We start from the raw sequence: 23,261 nt of genomic DNA, 5'->3' as shown, positions 1-23,261 counted from the left end.
CAACAGAATAGGAATATATAACCTAATCCGTGATGAGTTCATCAACAAAAAAAGGCACCCATGATGGGAGCCTGAATTTTAGTGAAGGTAAGCTATTGTATGTGAACGGCAACCATTCCGCATCCCTATGCGCCTCGATAGTTGAGAAATGGGATATTCCACCCAGTAACTTAAGAAATATCTTTTCTATTGTACGGAATTTAAAACAGACTAGCTTATAGTCTGTTATTTCACTGCCTTTTTAATAGCTTTCACTTCATATAATGATCCTTCCGAACTGACGATATATTCTGGCTTTGGTTTCCCAAGGTTTGCTTTATGGCCTGCGATATGGGCTTCACTCTTTTCCCATTGCTTCCAATGCGCCTCCGACTCCCAATTGATCATAACGATGACCTCTTCATCCCCGCGTCTCACTTTTTTCACCATTACACTTAAATCGATGAACCCTTCCTGCTTTTCTATGATCCCTTCCCCACCGAACCGTTTTACCACTTGTTCTGCATTTCCTTCCTTAACCACCGTTTTTCTCATTTGAACGAACAATATGAACAACTCCAATCGATATACTTATAATCAATCATTTTAGTCGATAACGATTCTCATTGTCAATTATTGAGACTTTGACTTAAGGGCGCTACTTAAAACTCTAAATCCCAAAAACAAAAAAAAATGAATCAGGAAGTTATGCAGATCTTCCTGATCCATTTTTTATTGTCATTCACCTTTTATCTTTAAGACTTTTGGGAACATAGTCATTCAGTTTGTTAAATAAAGAAGTAATGTAGGAGCTGAGTTCGAATCGATCCTCCTGAACAAATTCAACTAACGACACTCCATTCTTTTTCATATCTTTTCCCCCTTTTAGTTTTTAATCCCGGTGCATAAACTTTTCAGCCACTAATACCTGTGAATCCCGCCATTAGGGTACTTAATATCTTCTCTCCATCGGTTTCTTTATTTGATTATACAAGAAAGCGCTTACAATGTAAAATATTATAATACCATAGATTGCTATTTACTTAGAATGTTCCAGATAAATAAAGTTTCATCTTCATCATATTTATATTATCAAGCTCTGGCTTTTAGGTGTACTTTCTATATCATAACTACTTGTCTTGTTCACAGTGTATAAAATTTCAGGAAATGCCCTTCAATATTTCAGTTAAACGTATGAACTCTTCCTTATCCCGATTCTTTAATGAGTTATCGATCTCTTTTTCGATTTGTGCTTTCCGGTAATCACTAAGGGCCTTTTTCAAAACCATTTCAGCCATCTCTTCAGGTTCAAGCGATGTTCCTGGCAATTGCTTCTCCATACGAAACCAACTCCTTAACCTTTTTTCTATTATACTAAATAACTTGGAGATTATTATTATTTATTAAAAACTTATCCTTTCCTCTTTTTTATTTCCTTATCCACATGATTTCCACTTTGCCACTCTTCTATACATAAAAAATAGTTGAAACTTTTCCATTTCATTTCGTTTAAGTCATTTTATCCGAGATGATCGAATCGTTTATTTCCATTACTTTAGAATTAATTATATTCCACTACAGGTGATGGGAGCTAAGTTATTTGCTTCAATTTTTTCAGAAAAGTCAGAAATATATTGACCGATATGGATAAGCTCTCTAAAATAATCTAAATAATCCAGTTTTTTACTTATATTCATTAACCATCATTTTTGTTCATTTCGGCTTTATTTATTGTTGAAAACAATTTTGATGAAAAACTATGCATTAAAGGAGCATTTCCCATGAAAAAAAGTCGAGTTCTTTTCGCTAGTTTAGCTGGTTCCGTTATTGAGTGGTATGATTTCTATTTATACGGTACAGCAACAGGCCTAGTTTTTACAACTCTATTCTTCCCAAATCATGATCCTGCCATTTCACTTCTTCTCGCCTTTGTCACTTTCGGGGCTGGTTACGCAGCCCGTCCAATCGGAAGCATCCTATTCGGTCATATGGGTGACCGCATCGGACGGAAGGCTGCACTCATGTTCACCCTTATTGGTATGGGAGGGAGTTCAATGCTTATCGGTGTTCTGCCCACATATGCTCAGGTTGGGTTGGCCGCCCCCGCTATCTTGGTGGTGCTGAGGTTGATTCAAGGAATTTCCTTGGGAGGTGAATGGGGCGGAGCCATCCTATTGGCAACGGAATCTGCTCCAAAGGGTGTCCGTGGATTATATGGATCCATTCCCCAACTAGGGGTCCCCATCGGTTTGGTTGCCGGTTCGTTCAGCCTAACCCTTATCAGTTCCTTGACAACCGATGCCCAATTTTTATCTTGGGGTTGGCGGATTCCATTCCTTTTAAGCGGTGTACTGATCGCATTGGCAATCTGGGTAAGGAGTGGCATTGAAGAAACGCCTGAATTCAAGCAGCAGAAAGATAGCGGTGATCTTGCGAAAGTTCCCATTATTGAAACGATGAAACACGATTGGAGAAGTGTGCTGCAAGTGATCGGACTAAAAATTGGCGACGGGTTCTTCAATGTATTCATCATGTCCTATGTTCTTGTCTTTACTACAATGTATTTTGGTTATTCACAAGATTCAGCCCTTACCGGGTTAACGATTGGCTGTGCTACAATGCTAATTACCATTCCTGTCATTGGTTACATTTCTGATTTTATCGATCGAAAAATCATCTATTTTGGAGGACTGATTCTCCTTTTCGTCTTGGCCATCCCATATTTCACAATGATTGGGCAAGGGGTCGGCTGGTTCTACTTTATGCAGGCAGTTGTGCTCGGCGTCATCTGGGGAGCCATTTTTTCTACACAAGGAACATTATTTTCGGAGCTCTTTCCAGCAAAGGTCCGTTATACTGGATTATCCGTCGGTTATCAGGTCGCAGCAGCCATTGCAGGTTTCGGTCCGCTCATCTGGACCACCATGGCTGAATCATATGGCCCATCCCCTTTGGTATTTGGCGGATTCATGATGGCAGGTCTCGCAATTTCCCTGGCGCTTTGTATATTATCACCGTATTTCAGCAGAAGGATCGTAAAGGATCGAACACTCAAACCGCAAGATCTGGATTTGAACTAATTCTAAATCCCTAGCTAAAATAATAACAGAGGCTGCACGTCCTATCACTTGGACAAGCTGCCTCTGTTTTTTAGAATGTGGATAACTCTCTAAACTCCCTTACTTCCAACAATCTCCAAAAGATCAGTCAGCTTCCGAATTTCATAGGTGGGCTTGATTCCCAGATTATTACCCTTTTGCTGGGGATTGTACCAGCAGGTATCCATTCCATAATTCAATCCGCCCTGTATATCTGATGTCAAGGAGTCACCCACTATCAACGCTTTCGATTTATCTGTAATCTTTAATTTGGAAAATGCATAATCAAAAATCCCTCTATCAGGCTTCTGAAACCCAGCCTCTTGGGAAACTATCAAAGTTTCAAAAGTATTGCTAAGGGGAGAACCCCCGATTCTTGCTGTCTGCACTGTCGTGAAGCCATTTGTTATAATAGCCAGCCGGCATCCTCCAAGCTTCTCGCAAACCTCTACAGCACCGGGCATTAGGTGTATTTCCTTTCCCAAATGTCCCAGATACGCACGGCTGAATGCATCCGCCTCGATATCAAGCCCATGCTTGAGGAACAACCGCTTGAACCTTTCCACTCCCAGATTTGTTAAATCTATAAGCCCCTGTTCCAAATCTCTCCATAATACCTCACTGATTTCTTGATAGCATCCCACATAATCCTTCACCCCTGTGGGCAAACCGTACTCTAAAAAGGCTTCATGCAGTGCCTTTTTTTCCGATATTCCAAAGTCTAGCAATGTATCATCAACATCAAATAAGATAATCTCGTATTTCATCGCTGCCTCCATAATCATAATGAACATCATCTGTATTACTATTAATAGTATCATTAGAATCGGAATTAAGATCCACTTCTTAATGAACACTTTGTTATTAATGACCATTATTCGAACAATTGAAACAATCCTCTTTTATAAAGCTTCTTTTCAGGAAGGGGCTCTTTTTGTTCAGGATCTTTATTTTGTTGTCCCATCGTTAGACCTATTTCGGCTTGAAGACCTTCATACGCAGAACTTCCCCTTTGCAGGAAAGTCTCTTATTTTTATGATCCAACTATTTTTTCGCCTCTCGGCTTTGTACTATTTGAATCCGGTTCTCTTGTGATGCCAATTTGATTGAATTGATCATTAATGGACAGTTTGTAAGTCAACGATCCTGTGCCGGTTTCATCAGGCTTGAAAGTTCCTGCATTTGTCCGTTTTCCATCTTTCAGCAACCACACCTGATACACCTCGGACTCTTTAAGGCTAGGCAAATTCTGAATCTGAACGATTAACCTCCTATCTTCACCTTGCTGCAAAATGTATGCTTCTCCATCCGTATTCATCTTTACAGCCGTCTTATCAGCGGGCTGCAAAGATAGTGACGTTTTAACCTCCATTGGCAGATTGATGGCCGCAAGTTCTTTTTTTAGTTGAATATTGGAATACAGCAGCACAAACGCAAAAACTAGTGTTGCCAGCAAGAGACCCGAAGTTACAGGGGTAAACTGCCTAAAGAAAAAACTGCTCCAATTCTTTTCCTTGAGTACCGGAACTTGATCATTAGGTTCAAAAACAAAATTCATAACCTCTGATTTCAGAGAAGAAGAAGGTTCCATCTCTTCGAAATCCCATTTCAATGAATTCCAGGCTTCCGTCATTTGTTCATAATCCTTAGTGCATTCAGAGCATTGAATTAAGTGTTCCGCGAATGCCTTTTTTTCTTTTTCTCCCAGTTCACCAGATAAAAATGAAAGCAGGTTAGCGCACTCTGTATTCATTTACAAACCACCTACTTCCAAGTACTTTTTCAACTGTTTGAGCGACTGATGAAGCCTGCTCTTGATGGTACCAATCGGTTCGTTTTCAATTTTGGCGATTTCCGTTAGCGAATACCCTTTCCAATACAGTAAATCAATCAGTCTTTTTTGCGGCTTGCTTAACTTACTTTTTGCATTGGCAATTTCACTGGATAACAGCCCATTTTCTATATCATTATTCGGATCTTCCATGTCAATTGGATGGTTCATGTCCATTTGTTTGTTATTACGAATATGTACACTGTCTTTACGGACATAATCCACACACACATTCCTTGTAACGGTCAAAAGCCAACTTATAAAGTGCCCCTTTTCGGAATTATAAGTGCTTTTTGTGGTCCAGAGCTTTAAAAAGACCAACTGCACAATCTCTTTTGTTTTTTCAGCATTTCCATTTGTGAATTTAAAAATAAAACCATAGATTAATTTAATATGCCGGTCATAAAGTTCTTCCAGAGCAGGACGGTGCTTTTTCATTACTAATGCCATCAATTCCTTATCAGGTTTTTCTTTCAATCGCACCTGCAACTCCTCACCAAGTAAATTTGGAAAACGAATAACAGGAACGACCCCCAGTGGTCGTTCCCTTTTTTCTTATTTTGGAAAAACCGTCTCATTATTTACAATATACCAAACATTTTTCACACCTTCACCATTGACATCTCCCGCTACCTTATCATTCACGAAATAGTAGAGTGGAAATCCTTTGTACGTTACCTGCTCTTCCCCTGTATCTTCCCTTTTAATGGTTCCAAAGTCTTTTTTCTCAAATCCTTTAGGGACCGCAAAATCGCTTTCCATGAACGGCGGCCATTTTTCCAGACATTCACCCATGCAATTGCTTTTTCCAGATTTATCATTTTTGAAAAAATAGAGTGTCATTCCCTGGGAATCAGCCAAGTATTCGCCTGTTGTTTCATTTTCCAATAATTTTAGGGATACTGCCTTTTCATCGGCAGTTCCACTAACCACTTGATTCTCTTTGGGTGAATCTTTAGCTTCATTTCCACATGCCGCCAAAACTAGGACCATCATAAAAACTGAAAATACCATCCACTTTTTCATATACTCTCACTCCTCGTAAATTTACTTCCATCCCCATTTTTGAAATACTTGATGGGATTCTTCCGTTTTAAGATAATCAATGAATTGTTTTGCCTTTTTCTTGTTTTCACTCTTACTTGTTATGCTTACTGGGGTTCCTCTATAGAGCTTATCTTCCTCAGGGAGTTGAACCAGGTCCGTCACATCCGCCAGACGGTAATGCCAGGATTCATAGGTAATCCAGGCGTCTAATGTAGAATTTGCCTTCCATAGATCAATAGCTTCTGCACTGGATTTCACTGAAATGTCAATATTCCTGCTAATTCCAGGAATCAATCCTTTTCTTCCAGCCAAATCTTCCCATAGCCCCAGTTGCCCGGCTCCATTAACATCTACAATCTTTACGCCCTTCTTCGTTAAATCCTCCAATGACTTTATATTCTTTGGGTTTCCTTTTCTAACCAGAATTCCAGCCGACCGTGTATACAATTCTGTACGGTTTTTTTCATTAAGAACTTCCGGATGTTTATGCATAAAATCAGTTAGCATATACTCCGACCCTCCATAAATGATATCCGCATCCTGTTTGGCTTGATCAATCCATTTTTCTTCGGGTCCCGCTGTTACTTCAACTTTAATTCCCGTTTCTTTAGTAAATTGATACGCTGCTTCCTTGATAGGCCCAAGAGGGCCACCTGGACCGTATACTTTTACGACATCGTTGACAGCTTGCCCCCGTTTCAAACCCATTTCCGGTGAAAATCCTAACAAGACTACCATCAGTGATATCCACCCAACAAAAATGACCTTTTTCACGTCTTTCTTCTCTCCCTTCTAAAAAAACTTTGTACTATAGATAACGGGACAAACCCCAAAACGGTTTGAAAATATTGTTAATTATTTTAAACTTGCTGCAAAATACATCTGATGATCTTAAGCTTTTCTCTTTTTTCTCAACAAAAAAACCATTCGAAAACGGAATGGTTGCAGACTGTAGACAAACTCTATAGTAATTGAGTTGGCTTTTGAGGTGTGTTTAAATTGAATGTTGCTTCACTCCGGGCGCCTTTGCGCCAACGGGGTCTCCCTTGGACGCGTTTTCCCGCAGGAGTCTCGCACCTTCCGTTACAATCAACTTTGTTTTAACATTAAAGATAGAACTCCTTTTACCTACTTTCATGCCCAAACTTTTTCAATTCTCTTAAACCAAGTGACAGAAAAGGTTAGCTTGAATTGCTTCCCTTTCTCTGTCTATTTCTTTTACCAACAGCTATCACCAACAATAACAGAGGAATCAACGTTTGCATCAAAATTCCATGAAAAGGGAAGGCGATGATATCATATCGACTGACATCCATAGCGCTAGGATACGACCAAAAGCTGAATTCTACAATCAAAATCCCTATCGGCCATACAACAGGACGATAGTCAGAGAGATTCAGCCACTGCGCGGTACCCAAAGCAGCCGCATAATAAAACACAGAAATCTTGACAAACGCTCCTACTATCCATACGGCCATGATGGCGGACTCCAAATGTTCAAAAAAGTCGGCCAAACTGATGTACCGAGATACATTCATCAAGGGATAATTCTTTGTGGATGTTGTTGATCCGAGTACAAAAAGAACGATAAGATTCACCACAACTAATGTCATCATCACGGCAAACACAGTCATCATCCCATATTTCATTCCTTTTTTCATATCCGCTAAAAAAGGGAGGAGAAAAATCATCAGAAAAAACTCGCTGAACCATCCACCCGGTACAATCGAACCCTTGATTGGAGGCATAATTCCATTCCCCAATATCGGGAATATATTCTTAAATTCAAGATCAGGGCCAAGTAAGATGATTAAGATGAGGATTGGAATGATAAAAACGGGAACAAACAATTGGGCAGCTCTCCCCAACACCTCTATCCCTCCGCGTACGATAAAGGCACAGAGGAGTATCATTGATGCCATGATCACGCTAATCGGGGTTTTGACCAGAAAAGAGTCGACAATATATTCTCCGTAACTTCTTAGGATTTGCCCTGTGATCGGGATATAAAAAAACAAGAATAAAAAACCGAGAATTTTCCCCGGAATCCGACCAATGATCTGTTCACTGAATTGGATAACCGTTTGTTTCGGATAAAGTTTGTGCAGTTTATAAGCGATATACACCGTCGCATACCCGATGAGAGACGCCAAAATGGGGGACAGCCATAAATCAGTTTTGGCATATTTCGCTGTGATGCTTGGAACACCGAGAACAGCCGTTGCCACAATCGTTGGATACATCATGAATGCCATCTGTAGAGATGAAATTTTACCTTTCTCCATCATCTTCCTCCTTTCTCTGATAGTATGTAAATTTGAAATCACACAACCCACTGATAGATTTACTTTTTCATAAACTCTTCAAACGGCTTAAAAAAGAGATGCAATCCATTCAGTTGGTCCTGCCCTCTGCGCGAGTACGAACATAGATAGCACCTTATCGAATATTTAGCATAAAAAACGCCCATTCAGCTGGTTTCGGTTCCTTTACGATTTCTTTTCCTTACAACAGCAATCACCAACAATAACAGAGGAATAATCGTTTGCATCAAAATTCCTTGTAAAGGGAAGACGTTGGTATCATTACGACTGACATCCATAGCGCTTGGCAACGACCACAAACTGAATATGACAATCAAAATCCCAATCGGCCATACAACAGGACGATAGTCGGAGAGATTCAGCCACTGCGCTGTACCTAAAGCAGATGCATAATAAAAAACGGAAATTTTCACAAACGCCCCTACTATCCATACCGCCATGACGGCGGACTCAACATGTTCAAAAAAGTCTGCCAAACTGATGTATCGAGATACACTCATCAGGGGGTAAAGTTTTGTGGATGTGGTTGACCCGAGTACAAATAGAACCATAAGATTCACCACAATTAACGTCATCATCACGGCAAACACAGACATCATCCCGGATTTCATCCCTTTTTTCATATCTGCCAAAAAAGGAAGAAGAAAAATGATCAGGAAAAACTCGCTGAACCATCCCCCCGGTACAATCGCACCCTTGATTGGGGGCATTATACCATCCCCCAATACCGGGTATATATTCTTAAATTCGAGATCAGGAATCAGCAAAAGGATTAAGATAAAGATTGGAAAAATAAAAACAGGTACAAACAATTCAGCAGCTCGCCCCAACACTTCTATTCCCCCGCGTACGATGAACGCACACAGAAGCACCATCGATGCCATGATCACACTAATCGGGGTACGTACCAGAAAAGAGCCGACAAGAAATTCTGCGTAGCTTCTAAGGATTAGCCCCGTGTTCTGGATATAAAAAAACAAGAGTAAAAAACCGAAAATTTTCCCCGGAATCCGACCAATGATCTTTTCAGTGAATTGGATCACCGTTTGTTTTGGATAAAGTTGGTGCAGTTTATAAGCGATATACACCGTCAGATACCCTATGAGCGCAGCAAAAATGGGGGACAGCCATAAATCAGTTTTGGCATATTTCGCTGTAATGCTGGGAACCCCGAGAATAGCCGTTGCCACAATCGTCGGATATATCATGAATGCCATCTGTAATGATGAAATTTTTCCTTTCTCCATCTGCTTCCTCCTTTCTTTAATAGAATGAATTAAATCCCGCAACACCCACTAATAGACTCACTTTTCCATAAACTCTCCAAATGGCCTGAAAAGAGTTTCCACCCATTGAGTGGGTCCTGACATCTGTGGAAGATTGAACATGGACAGAACCAAGCCAGTGAGGAGCAGTGTAAGAAATGCCACTTTATCTTTTTTAGGATTTTTTTTCATTTTCGGCCATTCAAACAAAATGATTAAAGCTACGATCACGGTTGTACACAAAAAAGCCCCCCATCTCACTTGTCCTTCACCTCTTTCTCAGACAAACCCGCCGGTTTGTTAATATAGCCCTGTCTTCGAATATGGGCCGCAACATCGATTTCCACTTCCATTTCCGCGAATATCTCATCCCAGTGGTTTTCGACCTTATTAAACTGTTTAGGATATTTCCTATAGAAATCTTTACCTAACCCTAAAATGTCCGCTTTCTTATCCTGAGTATTCAGAAAAGCCATCTCGATGCGTTTTTCTATATCTTTTTGATATGCTCGTTCTGCAGCTTTTAGAGACTTAGGATTTGAAAGGTTTAAATTCGTTCCATTTTGTATAACAGCTCCATCTGTATTTACCTTCACCAACAATTTCCATTTGTCATTGATAATTTGCGGAATGATCTTGACTTTGGCTGACACTGGACTTAAAGATATCTTCCCTTTCACCCCTTTGGGTTTTATGGTCACGGTGTATGATTCCACTTCATCCCTTAACCACAATAGCCCTCTTGTTTCTTTTTCCGTCATCATCCCAGTCATTTTATCTTTTTTGAACACGGCTGTCCCGACAATGTAAGGGATTCCCTGTAATTTCGTTTGCCCTTTCCCTGGAGGCAATATTTTAATGAATGGAAGTGCGGCCGCTTGAGGCTTACCGGTTAACATTTCATCTAAATCCTGTAGTGTGACCAGCATCCCAATATGTAAATCAGATAGTTCTCTAAGCACTTCCCCTGAATAGTTTTCTAGAGGTGGCAAAGATTCAAGGATAGGCTTTGCTTTCCCTTTGCTGACATACACATTTGCTTTCTCTCTTGGCTGCGGATGGCGCAGTAAAAAATCCAGCTGCTCTTGAATTCCTTCTTTCGCTAACTTTTCACCGAATACAAATACTTTACAATGTCCCCAAAATACTTTTCGCGGAAGCTTGCTTTGAAGCTTAGACAATGCATCTGAAATATTGGAGCCTTTTTCATATCTCACCAATGTCGTAACAGCACCCCCTCCTTGACTGGCCCCTCCTCCTTGACCGCCGCCTCCACTACTTATTGAACTTGGAATAAAGACTTGGACGGATAGTTCGATTTGATTCTTATCCTTCTTATCGATGGAGGCTGCTGTGACAATCGCCAAATCAGTGATTTCTGTTCGATCCCAACAACCGCTTAGAAAAGGGGTTGTTCCACAAATACCGAGCAAAAGAAGGACGCTTTTCATGAAACGACGCCTCTTTACTTTCTCCAATATCTTTGTTCGCCTCCAACCATTATTCACTCCGTTTCACTTCCCCTTTTTGGATTTGGTCCCTGCTCCGGGGGTTGACGGTATACATTAGAATCCCCTGTGAGACGCGGGCGTGTATCCATCATCCACCAAGGAGCTCTCCACAGCACATCTTTCAGCCCTTGACCTTTTAACGGTGCCAGTGGCGTTAAGTAGGGAACGCCGAAGGAGCGCAAGCTGCATAAGTGAATGACTATGGCAATGATCCCCATCATGATACCAAGCAGTCCTAATGTACCGGCAAGCAGCATCATTGGAAAACGCAGCATCCGGAAAGCAATTCCGGCAATATAACGAGGCATCATAAAAGAAGCGATTCCCGTAATCGCAACCACAATGACCATTGGCGCTGAAACCAACCCCGCTTGTACGGAAGCTTGACCAATCACTAGCGCTCCAACAATGCTGACAGCAGAACCTACCTGCTTCGGCAATCGAACCCCTGCCTCTCTTAGTGCTTCAAAGGTAATTTCCATAGCCAATGCCTCTACTATTGCAGGAAAAGGGACCGATTCCCGGGATGCCGCGCTGCTTAGCAGGAGTGCGGTTGGGACCGCCTCATGATGGAACGTCAAAATAGCAACATATAGGGACGGAAGCAAAAGAGATAATCCCATAAAAATATAACGTAACCAACGGATAAAAGTGCCTGCCATAAAACGTTGAGCATAATCCTCTTGTGATTGAATCAAAGAAAAGAACGATATTGGTGCAATTAAAGTAAAAGGGGTTCCTTCTACAAGAATGACAGCCCGTCCCTCCAGCAAGCAAGAACAGGCTACATCCGGCCGTTCTGTCGTCATGATCTGAGGGAAAGGTGAAAACGGATTGTCCTCAATCATTTCCTCGATGTACTCGCTTTCTAAAATACCGTCTATTTTAATTCGTTCCAACCGAGTTGTAATCTCTTCAATCAGTGTTTTATCCACAAGTCCATCAATATAAGCAATCGAAACATTCGTCCTGGTATAAGTTCCGATCTTCATCGATTGTAATTTAAGGGCAGGACTTTTAATAATACGTCGCAATTGAGACGTATTTACCTCTAGAGATTCAATAAATCCCTCTCGTGACCCCCTAACTCCCCCCTCTGCCATAGGTTCTTCAATCGCCCGCTTTTCCCATTTGGACAATCCTAAAGAAAATCCATCGCTTTCCCCTTCATATAGAAGGATCGGGTTTCCAGAGGAAATCGATTCAATGCAATCCGCCAACATATTCACTTTTACGACTTTAGGAACGGGCATTTTATGTTCAATAAACTCATTTAATGGCTGTGGCTCTTTTGATGACTCTTGCATGAGTGGAGATAGCACATATTGCTCTATCGCCTCGATGTCTGAGAGTCCCGCAATGTAAATAAGCATGGCTCTCGTCTTTCCGAAAAGTAAGAACGAACGGAACATGACATCCGAGCAATTATCATAAACAGAACGAAGTGTTTCTACATTTTGACTAAAATCCGCATCAAGTGCATCTGCAGGCTTAGAATCTTGGTAATTATTTTGTACACTGGATTTTTTTTCTTTCGTTTTCCTTAACAATCTACCCACATTACGAATCAAGCTGGTTACCCCCATTTTTTTGCCGGTCGCTCTTACTCCATTTTTCTATGTTTCTTCATTAAGGGTATTTTATACAGAAAATCCTGAGCCTAACATGAACTTAATTTTCATATAAGCAGAATTAAAGGGGAATACAAAGAGGCTATGTTACAGATTGATATTGAATAAACCATATTCATATGTGATATCCTGTTTGTAATTAATGAAAAAGGGGTATATCAAAAACCGTGGCTACACATTGGCGGATAGTACATGTATCTGTACAGATACACGCACGACTTGCAATAAGAGGGTTTCTAAAAAATTTTAAAGAATGGGTAATCGATTTAAATACCTCTGATTTTTTATCTTTTTAAATAAGTTTCGTGGGCAATAAGACTAAAACATTAGAAGATAAGGGAGATTCTATGTCATTCTTAATCACATTGCTCGGATTATTGGTTTCCACAATAATCGCTACAATATTAAATGCCATATGGCCTCGTATTCCACTTCCGATATATCAGATTTCCATGGGAGCAGTGCTTTCATTATTACCATTTCACTTATCGTTCGATTTTCATTCAGAATTATTTATGATCTGTGTCATTGCACCGCTGCTCTTTACAGAAGGAAAAAATACGTCCCGTAAAGAAATGCTTGAATTGCGTAAGCCTATTCTGTTATTGGCCTTTGGGTTAGTATTTGTGACCGTTTTTGCAGGAGGTTTTTTCATCCACTGGTTAATACCGGATATGCCGATGGCGGTTGCTTTTGCTTTAGCAGCTACAATTACCCCTACGGATGCCGTAGCGGTACAATCGATTACAAAAGGATTGAAATTGCCCGGAAATATGATGCCCATCCTGGAAGGTGAATCACTTTTCAATGATGCTGCCGGAATCGTTGCTTTTAAAGTTGCCCTGGCAGCTGCCTTAACTGGAGCATTTTCTATAAAAGATGCTTCGCTTCATTTTATATTTGTGGCTTTAGGCGGAATCATTATAGGTATCCTATTGGGCTATTTAATCGTTAAATTAAGATTACTTTTACGGGTTCACGGACTTGAAGAAATCTCGATGTCTATTGTTATTGAGCTGATCACGCCTTTTGTCATTTATATGGTGGCTGAAGAATTCCATGTTTCCGGAATCTTAGCAGTGGTTGCCGCAGGTGTCATTCATGGCATCGAGCGGGATCGCCTTCAGAGTTCCACAACTAAATTGCAAATTGTATCATCGAATACATGGTCTGTATTAAGTTATCTTTTGAATGGACTTGTATTCGCATTATTAGGATTTATGTTACCGAGCGTTTATCAGGAAATTGAGTCCAACTTAAATAGGGGTACTCTTTTTGGGATAAGTGTATTGATTGTTCTTTTATTATTGGTGATTCGTTTTATTTGGGTATACATTCTGCATGATACTTTTACTAAAAACAGAGTGAATCCATTAGAACAATTCATTATGTCCAGGGTTCATCCAGAAAATATCAAAGATAACGATGATAAGAATGTTTCAAGATCACGATATGCCTTCTTGATATCTGTTGGCGGCATTCATGGTACCATTACACTAGCTACCGCTTTATCCATACCATATTTTATGCCGGATGACACTTTATTCCCGATGCGTAATACAGTCTTGTTTATCGCTGCTTGCGTTATTTTGTTAAGCGTCTTTTTGGCTACAGTTCTTTTGCCCATACTAGTAAAGACACCTACTGAATATAAAGATGAACGCCTTACCTCCGAGGAAGCTTATAAAATTGTGTTAAATAAAACAATCCATCTGTTGAGCAAAGAAGCAACGATGGATAATCAGAAAGCGGTCCATCAAGTAATGGAAGATTTAAATGAACAACTGATTGATTTGGAACGAGGAATAACGAATAGACCGGATAATCGGACCATACAGGATTTAGTGGAGCTAGGGGCCACTGAGGAATTGGAAGTAGTCTCTGGATTGGTCGAAAAAGGGACTATATCTGAAACAGCCTTTGAGCTTTATAAAGTGTATATTTCAAGAAAGTTAAATTATATGCAAAAATCATCGCTGCAAAGAGCTTGGATTAATTTGCAGGCAATGCTTTTCAAGAAAAAGATCAATGTCAAATGGGATAAAAAATGGGAAGCTAAATTAGAAAACTCCATCGTTAAAAACGCGGATCTGATCCGGGAGTTCCGTAATGCACAAAAAGAAGCTTCAAAGGAAGCTATTTCATTAATCAAACAACAAACTACACCAGAAAACCGTCATGAAGTTATGCTTGTCATTCAAAGATATAATCGTTATCTGAATCCATTCGGAACATTAAGTGAAAAAGAAGCACATCGCTTCGAAGAGATGGTGAGCCATTTTCAGTTGATTGCAATGCAAATCGAACGTGATATCATTCAGCAAATGGTTGAAGAGGAGCAAATATCCATGCAAACGGCAACTGAACTTAGACAAAACTTAATCTATGATGAAATGCTCATGATACAAAATTGATAAATATAATATAAAGCGACACCGTTCAAATAGGGAGCGGTGTCGTTTAAGTAAATAAACATTTAAATCTAACAGATCAATCCCTTGTACATCCCCCATCAATTCCCTCGCTTATCTAATCCATCATTCAATATCTTCACTTGATAGCGGAAATAAAGATAGAAAATAACCCAGATGATCACATAGAATGGAATGAATATCCCAATGCCTATCGCTAACCCTTTTAAGCTGAATGGAATCCAGCCAACAAAGAAAGATAATAGGAAGTAAAGTATGCTGACAGTCAGGAAGTGCATAATGGTTTGAGATAATAAACTCCATTTTTCCATTTCAAATAAGATGGTCGCCGTGCTGAAGAACCAGCCACATAATAAGCAGCCAATCGCGTTTTTCACAAATATTTCACTGTCTAATGCAGTGGCCTCCCCAAATCCGATTACTCCAAAACACGTCAGCACCATCACGAGTGCTCCAAAGCAAATCCCAACAAAGCTACGGAATAATAGTGTTTTCATCATAGTCCCTTCCTTTTCCATTGAAATGCTTTCTTGATCCCTTGAACATAGTGCCGAGAAACATATTCTTTTTCCCCTGATCGGAAATACACACATAAGGTCCCGTTGAAAGATGTCTCGAATCTGCTTAACTCATCTAAGTTGGCAATCACTGACTTGGACAATCGCACGAATTGATTACCAGGAAGGTCCCTTTCCAGTTCATATAATCTTTCTTTCATTTCGAAAGTCCCCTGTTTCGTCCGCACCATTATGGAATCTTGCTCTGTGAACAAACAGATAATTTCTTCTGCCCGGAAGACATGCTGCATTTCTCCTTTCCTGCCAACAAAATACGGTCTTTTCCTCTCCTTCAAGCGCTCCATCAGTTCCTGCACTTCCTCATTCCATTCATGATTGCGGATAAGCACCTCTATCGCCTTGACCTCCTCATCTATCTCTACGTTTATTTTCATCTCTGTGGCCTCCCTTTGCTTATAGTGTAAGTATATTGATATTTTTGACAATTCGCTTGTGATTTCCGGCTACATGTAACTTTACAGTGATAACATGCTTGAAATGGATACTCAGATACACTAAATAACCGTCCAAATAATTGGACGGCCCTTTGATACACAAAATCTACTTTTGAATGCGTTTACATTAATTAAGATCACTCTTTGCTTGTAAAAGTACTTGGCATCACCACAGCGATTACCTCTCCACGGGCGCAGAGTTTATCGATAGCAAATACTTCTGTTTCGATTCTCCATTTCTTAGGATGAACCTCATGAATCGTCCCAACGGCTATTAATGGCACATCATTAGGGGTTGGCTTGACGAACTCAACTTTCAGTGAAGCTGTCACAAACCTTGGAGGCTCCACTCCATCCCCAACTTCATGCCCATTTTTACGATGTAATGCCAATGAAGCCGAACCAGTTCCATGACAATCAATTAATGATGCAATCAAGCCTCCATAAACAAAGCCTGGAATCGCGATATGTTCTGGGCTTGGTGTATAAATTGTCTTTGTGTGCGCTCCTTGCCAACCTGTTCGAAAATGATGACCATCTTTATTTAAACGACCACATCCATAACACCATGCAAATGCATCTGGATAATCATCTTGAATCGCTTTTAGCACTTTCTCCTCCATCGTATCTCCTCCATCTTTTTCAGAATATTATAACACTTCAAAAGGATAATGGGTCTATTTGGATAATAGCCGAAATGTTAGTTTCTTTGTATTTCCCTGATTCTTTATTGAGTTCACGTCCATGTTTTAATTTTTTTAAGTAATGATAGACTGTGAAAATGCTGCTCCTTTTCTACAATTCAAATGACAAAGGCCCCTGTACGCTAAGTAGCGTTCAGGGGCTTTCATTTGACTAATATCGATCAGATGTATTTTTTTGTCTACTAATTTAATTGCAGGAAAGCCTCTCCCTCCTTTTTAAAAGTTAAGCCTTTTTCTTAAATCCCAATACTTGAATGTCATTTTACCCATTTTCGACTTCGAAAGTGAATCGTATTTACGTCCAAGTGCCAGGTTTTGTTTTTCTAACTTAGTAATTTGTTTAAGTTGAACGGTGTTCAGTTTTTTTAATTGCTTTACTTCTTTAACAAGTTCTTTATTTTTCGCTTTCATATCATATTTTTCTTTTTCAACAATTACCCGTTCTATCATTGGAATTTCCAGGTTCTTTGGTTTTAATTTAGGAGTGCCATTGGTTTCAGATCCTATGGTTTTTAAATATGCCATGTTATTTTGAAAATTCCGTTCAAAGTTCCCATAACTTTTATGGATGTGGAGGAAGGTAAAACAACCTGCTTTTTCTGCTTGAATGATTAGACCGAATTCAGACAGTTTAAAAATTTTTCCGACCCGTTTTAATTCTTCAGGTGTGTTTTTGATAATATAGGTGAAAACTTCTTCAACATTAAAATCTGCAGGCAATTTTTTCACCTGATTTGATGGTGCATGCTTATTCAGTTCATCAAAGTCATCTTCATCAATATAAAAATGCCTATTTACACTTTGATTCATATAATCTGTTATACGTCCGCTCCATAATAGCCCTTGCAATTTTTTTAATGCTTCCGAAAACAAAAACTGCCTGCTGACTTGATACATCCGTTTTGCCGCAACCTCATATATATCCTTATTACATAGTGCTAATTTGACTGCGTCACGGAAATCCTTCTCTGTAACAGCATATAAGGGGTAATCTTCGCCAAAAAGCTTAATATGCATTTTGGTTGGATTCATTATTACAGCCTTCCTTAAAATTCCGTACTCCAATAGCTTTGTGGAGAGTTCCAGACTGCTGTCCATTGCCTCACTTCTCCAGGTTATCCCAATATCACTGTTCACGATTAATTGTTGGGCATTCTCCCTTGTCATTGCCCCGTACCATGTAAGTCCTTCCGTATTTTTAAGGAGGTATGCCGCTTCTTCCTTAAACTGAGAATCATCTTTAACCCATTTGAATTTATCCCCCGCAATATCAAGTGTTAGATTTGGAATCTCGCGTTTTAATTCTTTAAAAGCAGTAATTATTGGAATGGTCTTCCAATCGGGGTCGAATTTCCCTGTATATACAAGTTTGTTTTTTAACCGGGTCTCCCCTCCCGCTGATTCAACGTTTGGTATCATCGGGGTAAGCAGTGAAACTTTGTTTTTTTCTTTATTCAAATTAAGAATCTCAATTACAAATTCGCACATCTCTTCTGTTTGACATAAGAAATACGCACACTGATCATATATATTTTTGATGCTCTCAAATTTTTCTTTATTAACATCCTGCCCTATGTGAGTCAAGCCTGTAGCATAAACTAATGTATTATTTATGATATGTTTATGCCTTGCTATTTTTTCCACAGTCTCTATGCTTCTAACAAATAACCAATCATATTCATTTTGACTCCAGTAATGAGAAATGAGCATTTCAGCAATATCAAAATTAATGACACCTTTTTTTACCCATTCATCATCGGTGGCATTAAAAAAAGGATCAACAAAAGGATTGAGAATGGTTATATTATCAAATTTCTCAAGAGGTTGAATTAAGATATCGCGTTTTACCGGGCTAGCTAAAAGTAAATCAACCTCGATGTTAGGGTCTAACGCAATAGTCGATGCTAAGGAAGATAAAAATACTGCAGATCCATCCATTGAATTCATGTCAATAAAGCCAAATAAAAGTACCTTCATTTTTCTGTTTTCTGCTAGTTCATGTGAATTCAAAGTTTTCACTCCAATGACTGAAATCTTATATGAATTTTTATTTCTTTATTTGTTCCTTAATTGATGATTTAAGTGCAAGATATTTCAACGTGAATTTCCCAACATATGTAACATTGAATTTGTGTTCCAATAACTTAAGTCTTCGTATCTCTTTGTTTAGCTTAATATTTTCTTGTTGGGCTACCTTACTTTTTTCTAATTCTTCTCGCAATATATTATTTTCTTTTGTAACCTTCTCGATAATGTTTTGTTTTTCAGTGCTATTGCCCTCTATGAGCTCCAATGTCATGGACATCATGTCTTTCATTTGTAATTCAAGTTCCTCATACATAGTTTTCCAATATTCGTTTCGTTCGTCCATATTGAAAAACCCCCCCTCTATTAACCTTGGATAATCTCCAATTCTCTTTTAATGACAACATCTACGGCGCATTTATCCCGAATCGACTGCGATGCTTGTTTTGACACTCTCAAGAATACGTCCGAGTTGTAATATAAGCGCTCTATTGCATCGGCAATTTCGATAGGAGACTCAGGTTTTGTAAGAAGACCCGAAACGTCGTGTTTAACGAATTCCGGGATGGCCGTGATATCTGTTGAAATCGGCACTAGCCCACTGGACATTGCCTCACACATAGAAACGCCTTGAGAATCCAAACGGGTCGGGCAAAGGAAAATTCCATACTCCTTATGTAATGAAGCTATTTGCTCCTGAGAGAGGAAACCTTTATGAATCGTAACATTCTCAAAATTCCGGATTGGCTCAACTGTTTGATCGAACAATTTTCCATCACCATGAAATGCAAATTCCAATTTATCGAAATACGGTCTCTTCGATAGTTCCAGCACTGCTTTCACCGATAAATCATTGGCGTATTTTCGTGAAGCGTACGGCCTGATTGAAAGTACTTTTGTCCGCATCTCAACTGGCTTCTCAATAAAGGTAAACAGGTTGTCATCGATTACATTAGGAATGATCACTGAATTTTTTGATTCTGCTCTCGCATCACATTCCGCGATATGTTCTTTGAACCATTTGGAAATATGGACAAAAGTTGTATCTAATTCATTCGTTTGATAAAACCAATTCATAAAAGAAAGCTGTGCTTCATAATAGTCGTCCGACATTTCAAGTATCTTCCGTAAGCTTTCAGGGCTTTCAAGAAAATTAAACCATCTTCTATGCCATGCCTCCGTTTCAAATCCATGTATCCAGGTGATAATCGGTAAATCGGTATTTGTTTCTTTAATCGCTTGCACCATTTTTGGATTAACAAAATGAATGAGCGCTTTTTTATGTACTTTATGATTTAAGAAAATGCGTAGATGCTGTTCAGTTCCTCGATAAACAGGCACATCTTCATACGTATACTTTTCTGCTTTTTTATAGGCAGGATGCAAAACAAAGACATCAACCTTCAAACCCTCATCCAGATACGCCTTTACTCTTCGGTGGATGAACCCATTCCGATATAACTGATCTTCATGTGGATAAGCATTCGTAATGATTACATATCTATCTTTTTCACTAAATGTAAGCTCATATAGATTTATAGATTCCTCCATTTTTGTTCACTCCTACTATTCAGTCATCTTCAATCAGCCTGCTACTTATCTGTAAATGAAGGATTTTTAGAAGACCCTTTCCAATCACTTTTAAAACTGTCAATCGATTATAACAAACATGTATTACTGAATATTGACATCAATATGAGAATTCTGTAAATAAAAGTAAAGTTTTCATGAACTTTATATAATTTTGTAAAGGTTCAGTAATGACATAACTGAAAGGATCAGTATTGGCATGAAGGAAGGGCATATAAACAAGCAAAATAAAGAAGGACGATCCATTTACCGGCATCGCCCTCTTACTTATACACTTTTATATTTTTTGATTAGTTATCAAATCATCAGTATCACTATCTTTATCAACTTGATCTGTCAGTAAACTTTTTTCTACCTTCAAGAATTCTTCAAGCATGTTTTTGTAAGAAAAGAATAAAATCGAAACAAGACCAATTTGCTGAAGAGAGTGATATAAATGAAACCAATTACCTTTAAAGCATTTGCAATCACTAATGAAATTGATTTAAACAAAATCGCCATTCATTGCGGCATTCCTAAAAAATTCACCTGGGAAGAGCCTTTAATCCTTAAAGGCGATATTCTAAATTCCATCCTTAATAAGAATGTAAACGATTCTCAACAGGTACTGGTTTTTTCCTTTGGCAGCATTGTCTTCATTAATTACTCACACGTGGATGAGATAAAGGAATTTGCTGCCTATATCCGTTCTTTCGAGCCAGACATTGATCTCGTAAATGTAGATAGATACACAGACGATTATAGCCTTCACTTCAGTGAAACTGAAAACATCAAGTTGACAGACGAATATGTAGTTGTGCCTAAATATGAATTTTTCTACCCTGAATTAATTTCCACTGTTCTCGCAAAATCGGTGGCACTCGAAAAAACTGAGGAGCAACTCGGGAAAATCCACGACAAGCTCGAAGCCATGATAGACCGACTAGAAAAGGGCAAGCTGAGAATCGGCAACAAGGAACTAGCGAGGACGACCGCAAAAATCGTACGTCACGAGTATAATACCCTAGCGTATATAATGATTCTGGATAAACCTGATATTACATGGACAAGCAGCATTGCCGGCGAATTTTATGACAGCATGCTGGATTTTTTTGAATTGAATGATCGGTATAAAATCTTGAAAAGTAAAACGGAAATTTTATATAACATTATGGATGGATTTTCTAACATCAGCCATTCGATCAGGGGCCTCTTCGTTGAATGGATCATTGTGATTCTCATTGTCTTTGAGATTGTCCTGACGATTTTAGAAATTGTAGGATGGATACCATGAATTCTGAATTATACCCTATCCATATCATGAATTATTAAGAAAATTCCCCTGCATGATAGGTTCGGTTGGAATATCCCCCCAAAAATAAGCATCGTTAAGATGCTTATTTTGCGTTTAACCACTCTTTCATTTTTAAGCTGACTGTTTAAGGACGTTAAGTTAAATTCCATTAATATCGGGTCAAGGTACCATGGGAGATTCCCGTTTCCTTAGCATTCCGGTAGTTACCTAAAGTTCCCTTAATCCAGTGTAAGGTGGAAAATTAATTCCTTCCCGTCTTCCCCGTTAAATCTGTATCCCTTATCAACGAATCCAGCTTTTTTATATAAATTTATCGCTGGAATATTTGAATGATGCACCGTTAGAATAATCTCATCTTTATCAGGATGGCTTAGTTTGATCATTTCAGGCAACACTTTTAAGGCCTTAAAAGCTAGCCCCTTTTTCTGATGGCGTGAATCCAAGGAGAATGATTTTAGAAGAATGGCTTTCTCATTACTTGTATATTGATTTCCCGCTTTATCCGTATATAAGGCAAAACAACCAATCAAATCCTCATTTAAATATATGACCATGGGAAGGTTATAGTTATCTTTCCTGAAGTCTTCGATAACTTTCAAAGGTAAAGAAGTATAGATTGCTTGTTCTATAGGTAAACAATAGTTGCTCAGCGCCTCATAGTCATTCTCCATAAAAGGTCTAATAGTTAATCCAATCACCATACCCGCACCCCATTTTTATATTTCTGATAAATCCATATTAACAGATACTGAAGTTTTACAATCCAATACAACAAAAAAGGAATGGCTTGTTTGCCATTCCTTTTTTCTTCTTCCGATTTGCCAATCATGATGCTAAATCATTCAGACTCTGATAATTCACTTTCCGTAACCCATTTATGGTTCTTCACTTTTTCTCCTCCCGTAGTCGGAGTGAAATCGACCATGTAAACAGTCGTTTTTTCAGCAGATTCAATTTCAGCGGCTGCCCCGTTCATCCCTTCCATATGAGAGGCATTTACAGTAACCTCCGCTCCGGGTTCATACGTTTTCTCACCCGCATCTTTGATTTCTTCGTGAATGATCCATTTATGATTTTCCACTTTTTCTCCGCCAGTTGCAGGCGTATACGAAATAGCATAGACAGTCGTATCATAGGCACCCACTATAGTTGCTTTCGTCCCCTTCATACTTTCCATATGACCTGACTCGATAATCGCTTGGCTTCCAACTTGATAGGTTGGATTTTCTGCAGTTTTTAATCCTTTAGGAACTTCTCCTGAACTAGAATGGTCCATGTCCATTCCACTATGTTCCTTTTCTTCTTTATTTTCATTGTTTCGAACATCACTGTTGGAACATGCGCCGAGGGCTAAAAACAGGGCTACCAATAATGATAAAATGATTGGCATTTTTGTTCTTTTTTTCAACATGGAAAAACCTCCTTTAAGATTTACATCCATCTTACCAATCAAATATGCAGAAATTGTGGAGTACACTGAATGATCAAAGAATGGAGCTTATAATGCAAAATCCTGCC

The 23,261-nt window shown here is 39.1% G+C and carries 23 protein-coding genes; 3 read left to right on the top strand and 20 right to left on the bottom strand.

The genetic code is table 11. The annotated features are described in order from the left end of the window. Positions 1-225: 225 nt before the first annotated feature. Both ACDZ29_RS14955 and ACDZ29_RS14950 read right to left on the bottom strand, forming a co-directional pair. Positions 226-546 (bottom strand): antibiotic biosynthesis monooxygenase, encoded by a 321-nt coding sequence (locus tag ACDZ29_RS14955; RefSeq protein ID WP_370013964.1) that lies wholly within the window; start codon positions 544-546, stop codon positions 226-228. Between the two features lie 593 nt (positions 547-1,139). Then, positions 1,140-1,319, bottom strand: coding sequence for an IDEAL domain-containing protein (locus ACDZ29_RS14950; RefSeq protein ID WP_289323817.1), 180 nt, complete (start codon positions 1,317-1,319; stop codon positions 1,140-1,142). Between the two features lie 441 nt (positions 1,320-1,760). Here ACDZ29_RS14950 and ACDZ29_RS14945 point away from each other — a divergent pair, with 441 nt between their 5' ends. Then, the gene (locus ACDZ29_RS14945) at positions 1,761-3,059 is read left to right on the top strand and encodes an MFS transporter (RefSeq protein WP_375088050.1); all 1,299 of its coding nucleotides are present in this window, start codon (positions 1,761-1,763) and stop codon (positions 3,057-3,059) included. Positions 3,060-3,148: 89 nt separating this feature from the next. Here ACDZ29_RS14945 and ACDZ29_RS14940 read toward each other — a convergent pair whose 3' ends face one another. The 10 genes from ACDZ29_RS14940 to ACDZ29_RS14895 all read right to left on the bottom strand — a co-directional run bounded on the left by ACDZ29_RS14940 (position 3,149) and on the right by ACDZ29_RS14895 (position 12,641). After that, positions 3,149-3,844, bottom strand: coding sequence for a YjjG family noncanonical pyrimidine nucleotidase (locus ACDZ29_RS14940; protein WP_375091142.1), 696 nt, complete (start codon positions 3,842-3,844; stop codon positions 3,149-3,151). A gap of 266 nt (positions 3,845-4,110) precedes the next feature. Next, positions 4,111-4,830: an anti-sigma factor domain-containing protein gene (locus ACDZ29_RS14935; RefSeq protein ID WP_375088049.1), complete on the bottom strand. Its 720-nt coding sequence runs from the start codon at positions 4,828-4,830 to the stop codon at positions 4,111-4,113. After that, complete coding sequence (locus ACDZ29_RS14930; RefSeq protein WP_289318478.1) at positions 4,831-5,385, bottom strand: RNA polymerase sigma factor; 555 nt, start codon at positions 5,383-5,385, stop codon at positions 4,831-4,833. 78 nt (positions 5,386-5,463) lie between these two features. After that, positions 5,464-5,934 (bottom strand): hypothetical protein, encoded by a 471-nt coding sequence (locus ACDZ29_RS14925; protein WP_375088048.1) that lies wholly within the window; start codon positions 5,932-5,934, stop codon positions 5,464-5,466. A 21-nt stretch (positions 5,935-5,955) separates the two neighbouring features. Next, complete coding sequence (locus tag ACDZ29_RS14920; RefSeq protein WP_375088047.1) at positions 5,956-6,729, bottom strand: extracellular solute-binding protein; 774 nt, start codon at positions 6,727-6,729, stop codon at positions 5,956-5,958. Positions 6,730-7,136: 407 nt separating this feature from the next. Next, positions 7,137-8,240, bottom strand: a complete 1,104-nt coding sequence (locus ACDZ29_RS14915; protein WP_375088046.1) for an endospore germination permease — start codon at positions 8,238-8,240, stop codon at positions 7,137-7,139. A 185-nt stretch (positions 8,241-8,425) separates the two neighbouring features. Then, entirely contained in the window at positions 8,426-9,526 is a 1,101-nt protein-coding gene (locus ACDZ29_RS14910) for an endospore germination permease (protein WP_289323811.1), read from the bottom strand. A 57-nt stretch (positions 9,527-9,583) separates the two neighbouring features. After that, a complete protein-coding gene (locus ACDZ29_RS14905; RefSeq protein ID WP_286201571.1) occupies positions 9,584-9,775 on the bottom strand; it encodes a hypothetical protein in 192 nt (63 codons plus the stop codon). A gap of 26 nt (positions 9,776-9,801) precedes the next feature. Continuing rightward, positions 9,802-11,022: a Ger(x)C family spore germination protein gene (locus tag ACDZ29_RS14900; RefSeq protein WP_375088045.1), complete on the bottom strand. Its 1,221-nt coding sequence runs from the start codon at positions 11,020-11,022 to the stop codon at positions 9,802-9,804. A 26-nt stretch (positions 11,023-11,048) separates the two neighbouring features. Continuing rightward, positions 11,049-12,641 (bottom strand): spore germination protein, encoded by a 1,593-nt coding sequence (locus ACDZ29_RS14895; RefSeq protein ID WP_375088044.1) that lies wholly within the window; start codon positions 12,639-12,641, stop codon positions 11,049-11,051. A 392-nt stretch (positions 12,642-13,033) separates the two neighbouring features. Between ACDZ29_RS14895 and ACDZ29_RS14890 the strand changes: the two genes are divergently transcribed. Further along, positions 13,034-15,100 (top strand): Na+/H+ antiporter, encoded by a 2,067-nt coding sequence (locus ACDZ29_RS14890; RefSeq protein ID WP_375088043.1) that lies wholly within the window; start codon positions 13,034-13,036, stop codon positions 15,098-15,100. 98 nt (positions 15,101-15,198) lie between these two features. Here ACDZ29_RS14890 and ACDZ29_RS14885 read toward each other — a convergent pair whose 3' ends face one another. From ACDZ29_RS14885 to ACDZ29_RS14860, 6 genes are all read right to left on the bottom strand, one after another. Further along, positions 15,199-15,615 (bottom strand): DUF3021 domain-containing protein, encoded by a 417-nt coding sequence (locus ACDZ29_RS14885; protein ID WP_289317848.1) that lies wholly within the window; start codon positions 15,613-15,615, stop codon positions 15,199-15,201. Beyond that, positions 15,615-16,070: a LytTR family DNA-binding domain-containing protein gene (locus tag ACDZ29_RS14880; RefSeq protein WP_375088042.1), complete on the bottom strand. Its 456-nt coding sequence runs from the start codon at positions 16,068-16,070 to the stop codon at positions 15,615-15,617. Before ACDZ29_RS14880 ends, ACDZ29_RS14885 begins: the two co-directional genes overlap by 1 nt. 197 nt (positions 16,071-16,267) lie before the next feature. Continuing rightward, on the bottom strand, positions 16,268-16,753 hold the full coding sequence (locus ACDZ29_RS14875; protein WP_370013951.1) for a PaaI family thioesterase: 486 nt from the start codon (positions 16,751-16,753) through the stop codon (positions 16,268-16,270). A gap of 297 nt (positions 16,754-17,050) precedes the next feature. Continuing rightward, positions 17,051-18,844 carry a hypothetical protein gene (locus tag ACDZ29_RS14870; protein WP_375088041.1) on the bottom strand — a complete coding sequence of 598 codons (1,794 nt, stop codon included), beginning with the start codon at positions 18,842-18,844 and terminating at the stop codon, positions 17,051-17,053. A gap of 37 nt (positions 18,845-18,881) precedes the next feature. Beyond that, positions 18,882-19,205 (bottom strand): hypothetical protein, encoded by a 324-nt coding sequence (locus ACDZ29_RS14865; protein WP_370013949.1) that lies wholly within the window; start codon positions 19,203-19,205, stop codon positions 18,882-18,884. A gap of 20 nt (positions 19,206-19,225) precedes the next feature. After that, positions 19,226-20,410 carry a glycosyltransferase family 4 protein gene (locus tag ACDZ29_RS14860; RefSeq protein ID WP_289317853.1) on the bottom strand — a complete coding sequence of 395 codons (1,185 nt, stop codon included), beginning with the start codon at positions 20,408-20,410 and terminating at the stop codon, positions 19,226-19,228. Positions 20,411-20,885: 475 nt separating this feature from the next. Here ACDZ29_RS14860 and ACDZ29_RS14855 point away from each other — a divergent pair, with 475 nt between their 5' ends. Then, on the top strand, positions 20,886-21,722 hold the full coding sequence (locus tag ACDZ29_RS14855) for an RMD1 family protein (protein ID WP_370013947.1): 837 nt from the start codon (positions 20,886-20,888) through the stop codon (positions 21,720-21,722). Between the two features lie 239 nt (positions 21,723-21,961). On the opposite strand, the gene ACDZ29_RS14850 is transcribed toward ACDZ29_RS14855, so the two are convergent. Both ACDZ29_RS14850 and ACDZ29_RS14845 read right to left on the bottom strand, forming a co-directional pair. Next, a complete protein-coding gene (locus ACDZ29_RS14850) occupies positions 21,962-22,414 on the bottom strand; it encodes a GNAT family N-acetyltransferase (protein WP_375088040.1) in 453 nt (150 codons plus the stop codon). 167 nt (positions 22,415-22,581) lie between these two features. After that, entirely contained in the window at positions 22,582-23,154 is a 573-nt protein-coding gene (locus tag ACDZ29_RS14845) for a YdhK family protein (protein ID WP_375088039.1), read from the bottom strand. Positions 23,155-23,261: the final 107 nt, after the last annotated feature.

This window comes from Peribacillus sp. RS7 (genome assembly GCF_041956845.1).
Taxonomy (GTDB): domain Bacteria; phylum Bacillota; class Bacilli; order Bacillales; family DSM-1321; genus Peribacillus.
Note: the sequence above shows the minus strand (reverse complement) of the source record. Positions and strands in the feature narration are given on the sequence as shown.

Coding starts and splice junctions, on each gene's coding strand:
- ACDZ29_RS14940 (WP_375091142.1), bottom strand. CDS start 3,844: ATGAAATACGAGATTATCTTATTTGATGTTGATGATACATTGCTAGAC.
- ACDZ29_RS14875 (WP_370013951.1), bottom strand. CDS start 16,753: ATGGAGGAGAAAGTGCTAAAAGCGATTCAAGATGATTATCCAGATGCA.
- ACDZ29_RS14950 (WP_289323817.1), bottom strand. CDS start 1,319: ATGGAGAAGCAATTGCCAGGAACATCGCTTGAACCTGAAGAGATGGCT.
- ACDZ29_RS14945 (WP_375088050.1), top strand. CDS start 1,761: ATGAAAAAAAGTCGAGTTCTTTTCGCTAGTTTAGCTGGTTCCGTTATT.
- ACDZ29_RS14910 (WP_289323811.1), bottom strand. CDS start 9,526: ATGGAGAAAGGAAAAATTTCATCATTACAGATGGCATTCATGATATAT.
- ACDZ29_RS14885 (WP_289317848.1), bottom strand. CDS start 15,615: ATGAAAACACTATTATTCCGTAGCTTTGTTGGGATTTGCTTTGGAGCA.
- ACDZ29_RS14865 (WP_370013949.1), bottom strand. CDS start 19,205: ATGGACGAACGAAACGAATATTGGAAAACTATGTATGAGGAACTTGAA.
- ACDZ29_RS14845 (WP_375088039.1), bottom strand. CDS start 23,154: ATGTTGAAAAAAAGAACAAAAATGCCAATCATTTTATCATTATTGGTA.
- ACDZ29_RS14925 (WP_375088048.1), bottom strand. CDS start 5,934: ATGAAAAAGTGGATGGTATTTTCAGTTTTTATGATGGTCCTAGTTTTG.
- ACDZ29_RS14855 (WP_370013947.1), top strand. CDS start 20,886: ATGAAACCAATTACCTTTAAAGCATTTGCAATCACTAATGAAATTGAT.
- ACDZ29_RS14890 (WP_375088043.1), top strand. CDS start 13,034: ATGTCATTCTTAATCACATTGCTCGGATTATTGGTTTCCACAATAATC.
- ACDZ29_RS14860 (WP_289317853.1), bottom strand. CDS start 20,410: ATGGAGGAATCTATAAATCTATATGAGCTTACATTTAGTGAAAAAGAT.
- ACDZ29_RS14850 (WP_375088040.1), bottom strand. CDS start 22,414: ATGGAGAATGACTATGAGGCGCTGAGCAACTATTGTTTACCTATAGAA.
- ACDZ29_RS14935 (WP_375088049.1), bottom strand. CDS start 4,830: ATGAATACAGAGTGCGCTAACCTGCTTTCATTTTTATCTGGTGAACTG.
- ACDZ29_RS14880 (WP_375088042.1), bottom strand. CDS start 16,070: ATGAAAATAAACGTAGAGATAGATGAGGAGGTCAAGGCGATAGAGGTG.
- ACDZ29_RS14895 (WP_375088044.1), bottom strand. CDS start 12,641: ATGGGGGTAACCAGCTTGATTCGTAATGTGGGTAGATTGTTAAGGAAA.
- ACDZ29_RS14915 (WP_375088046.1), bottom strand. CDS start 8,240: ATGGAGAAAGGTAAAATTTCATCTCTACAGATGGCATTCATGATGTAT.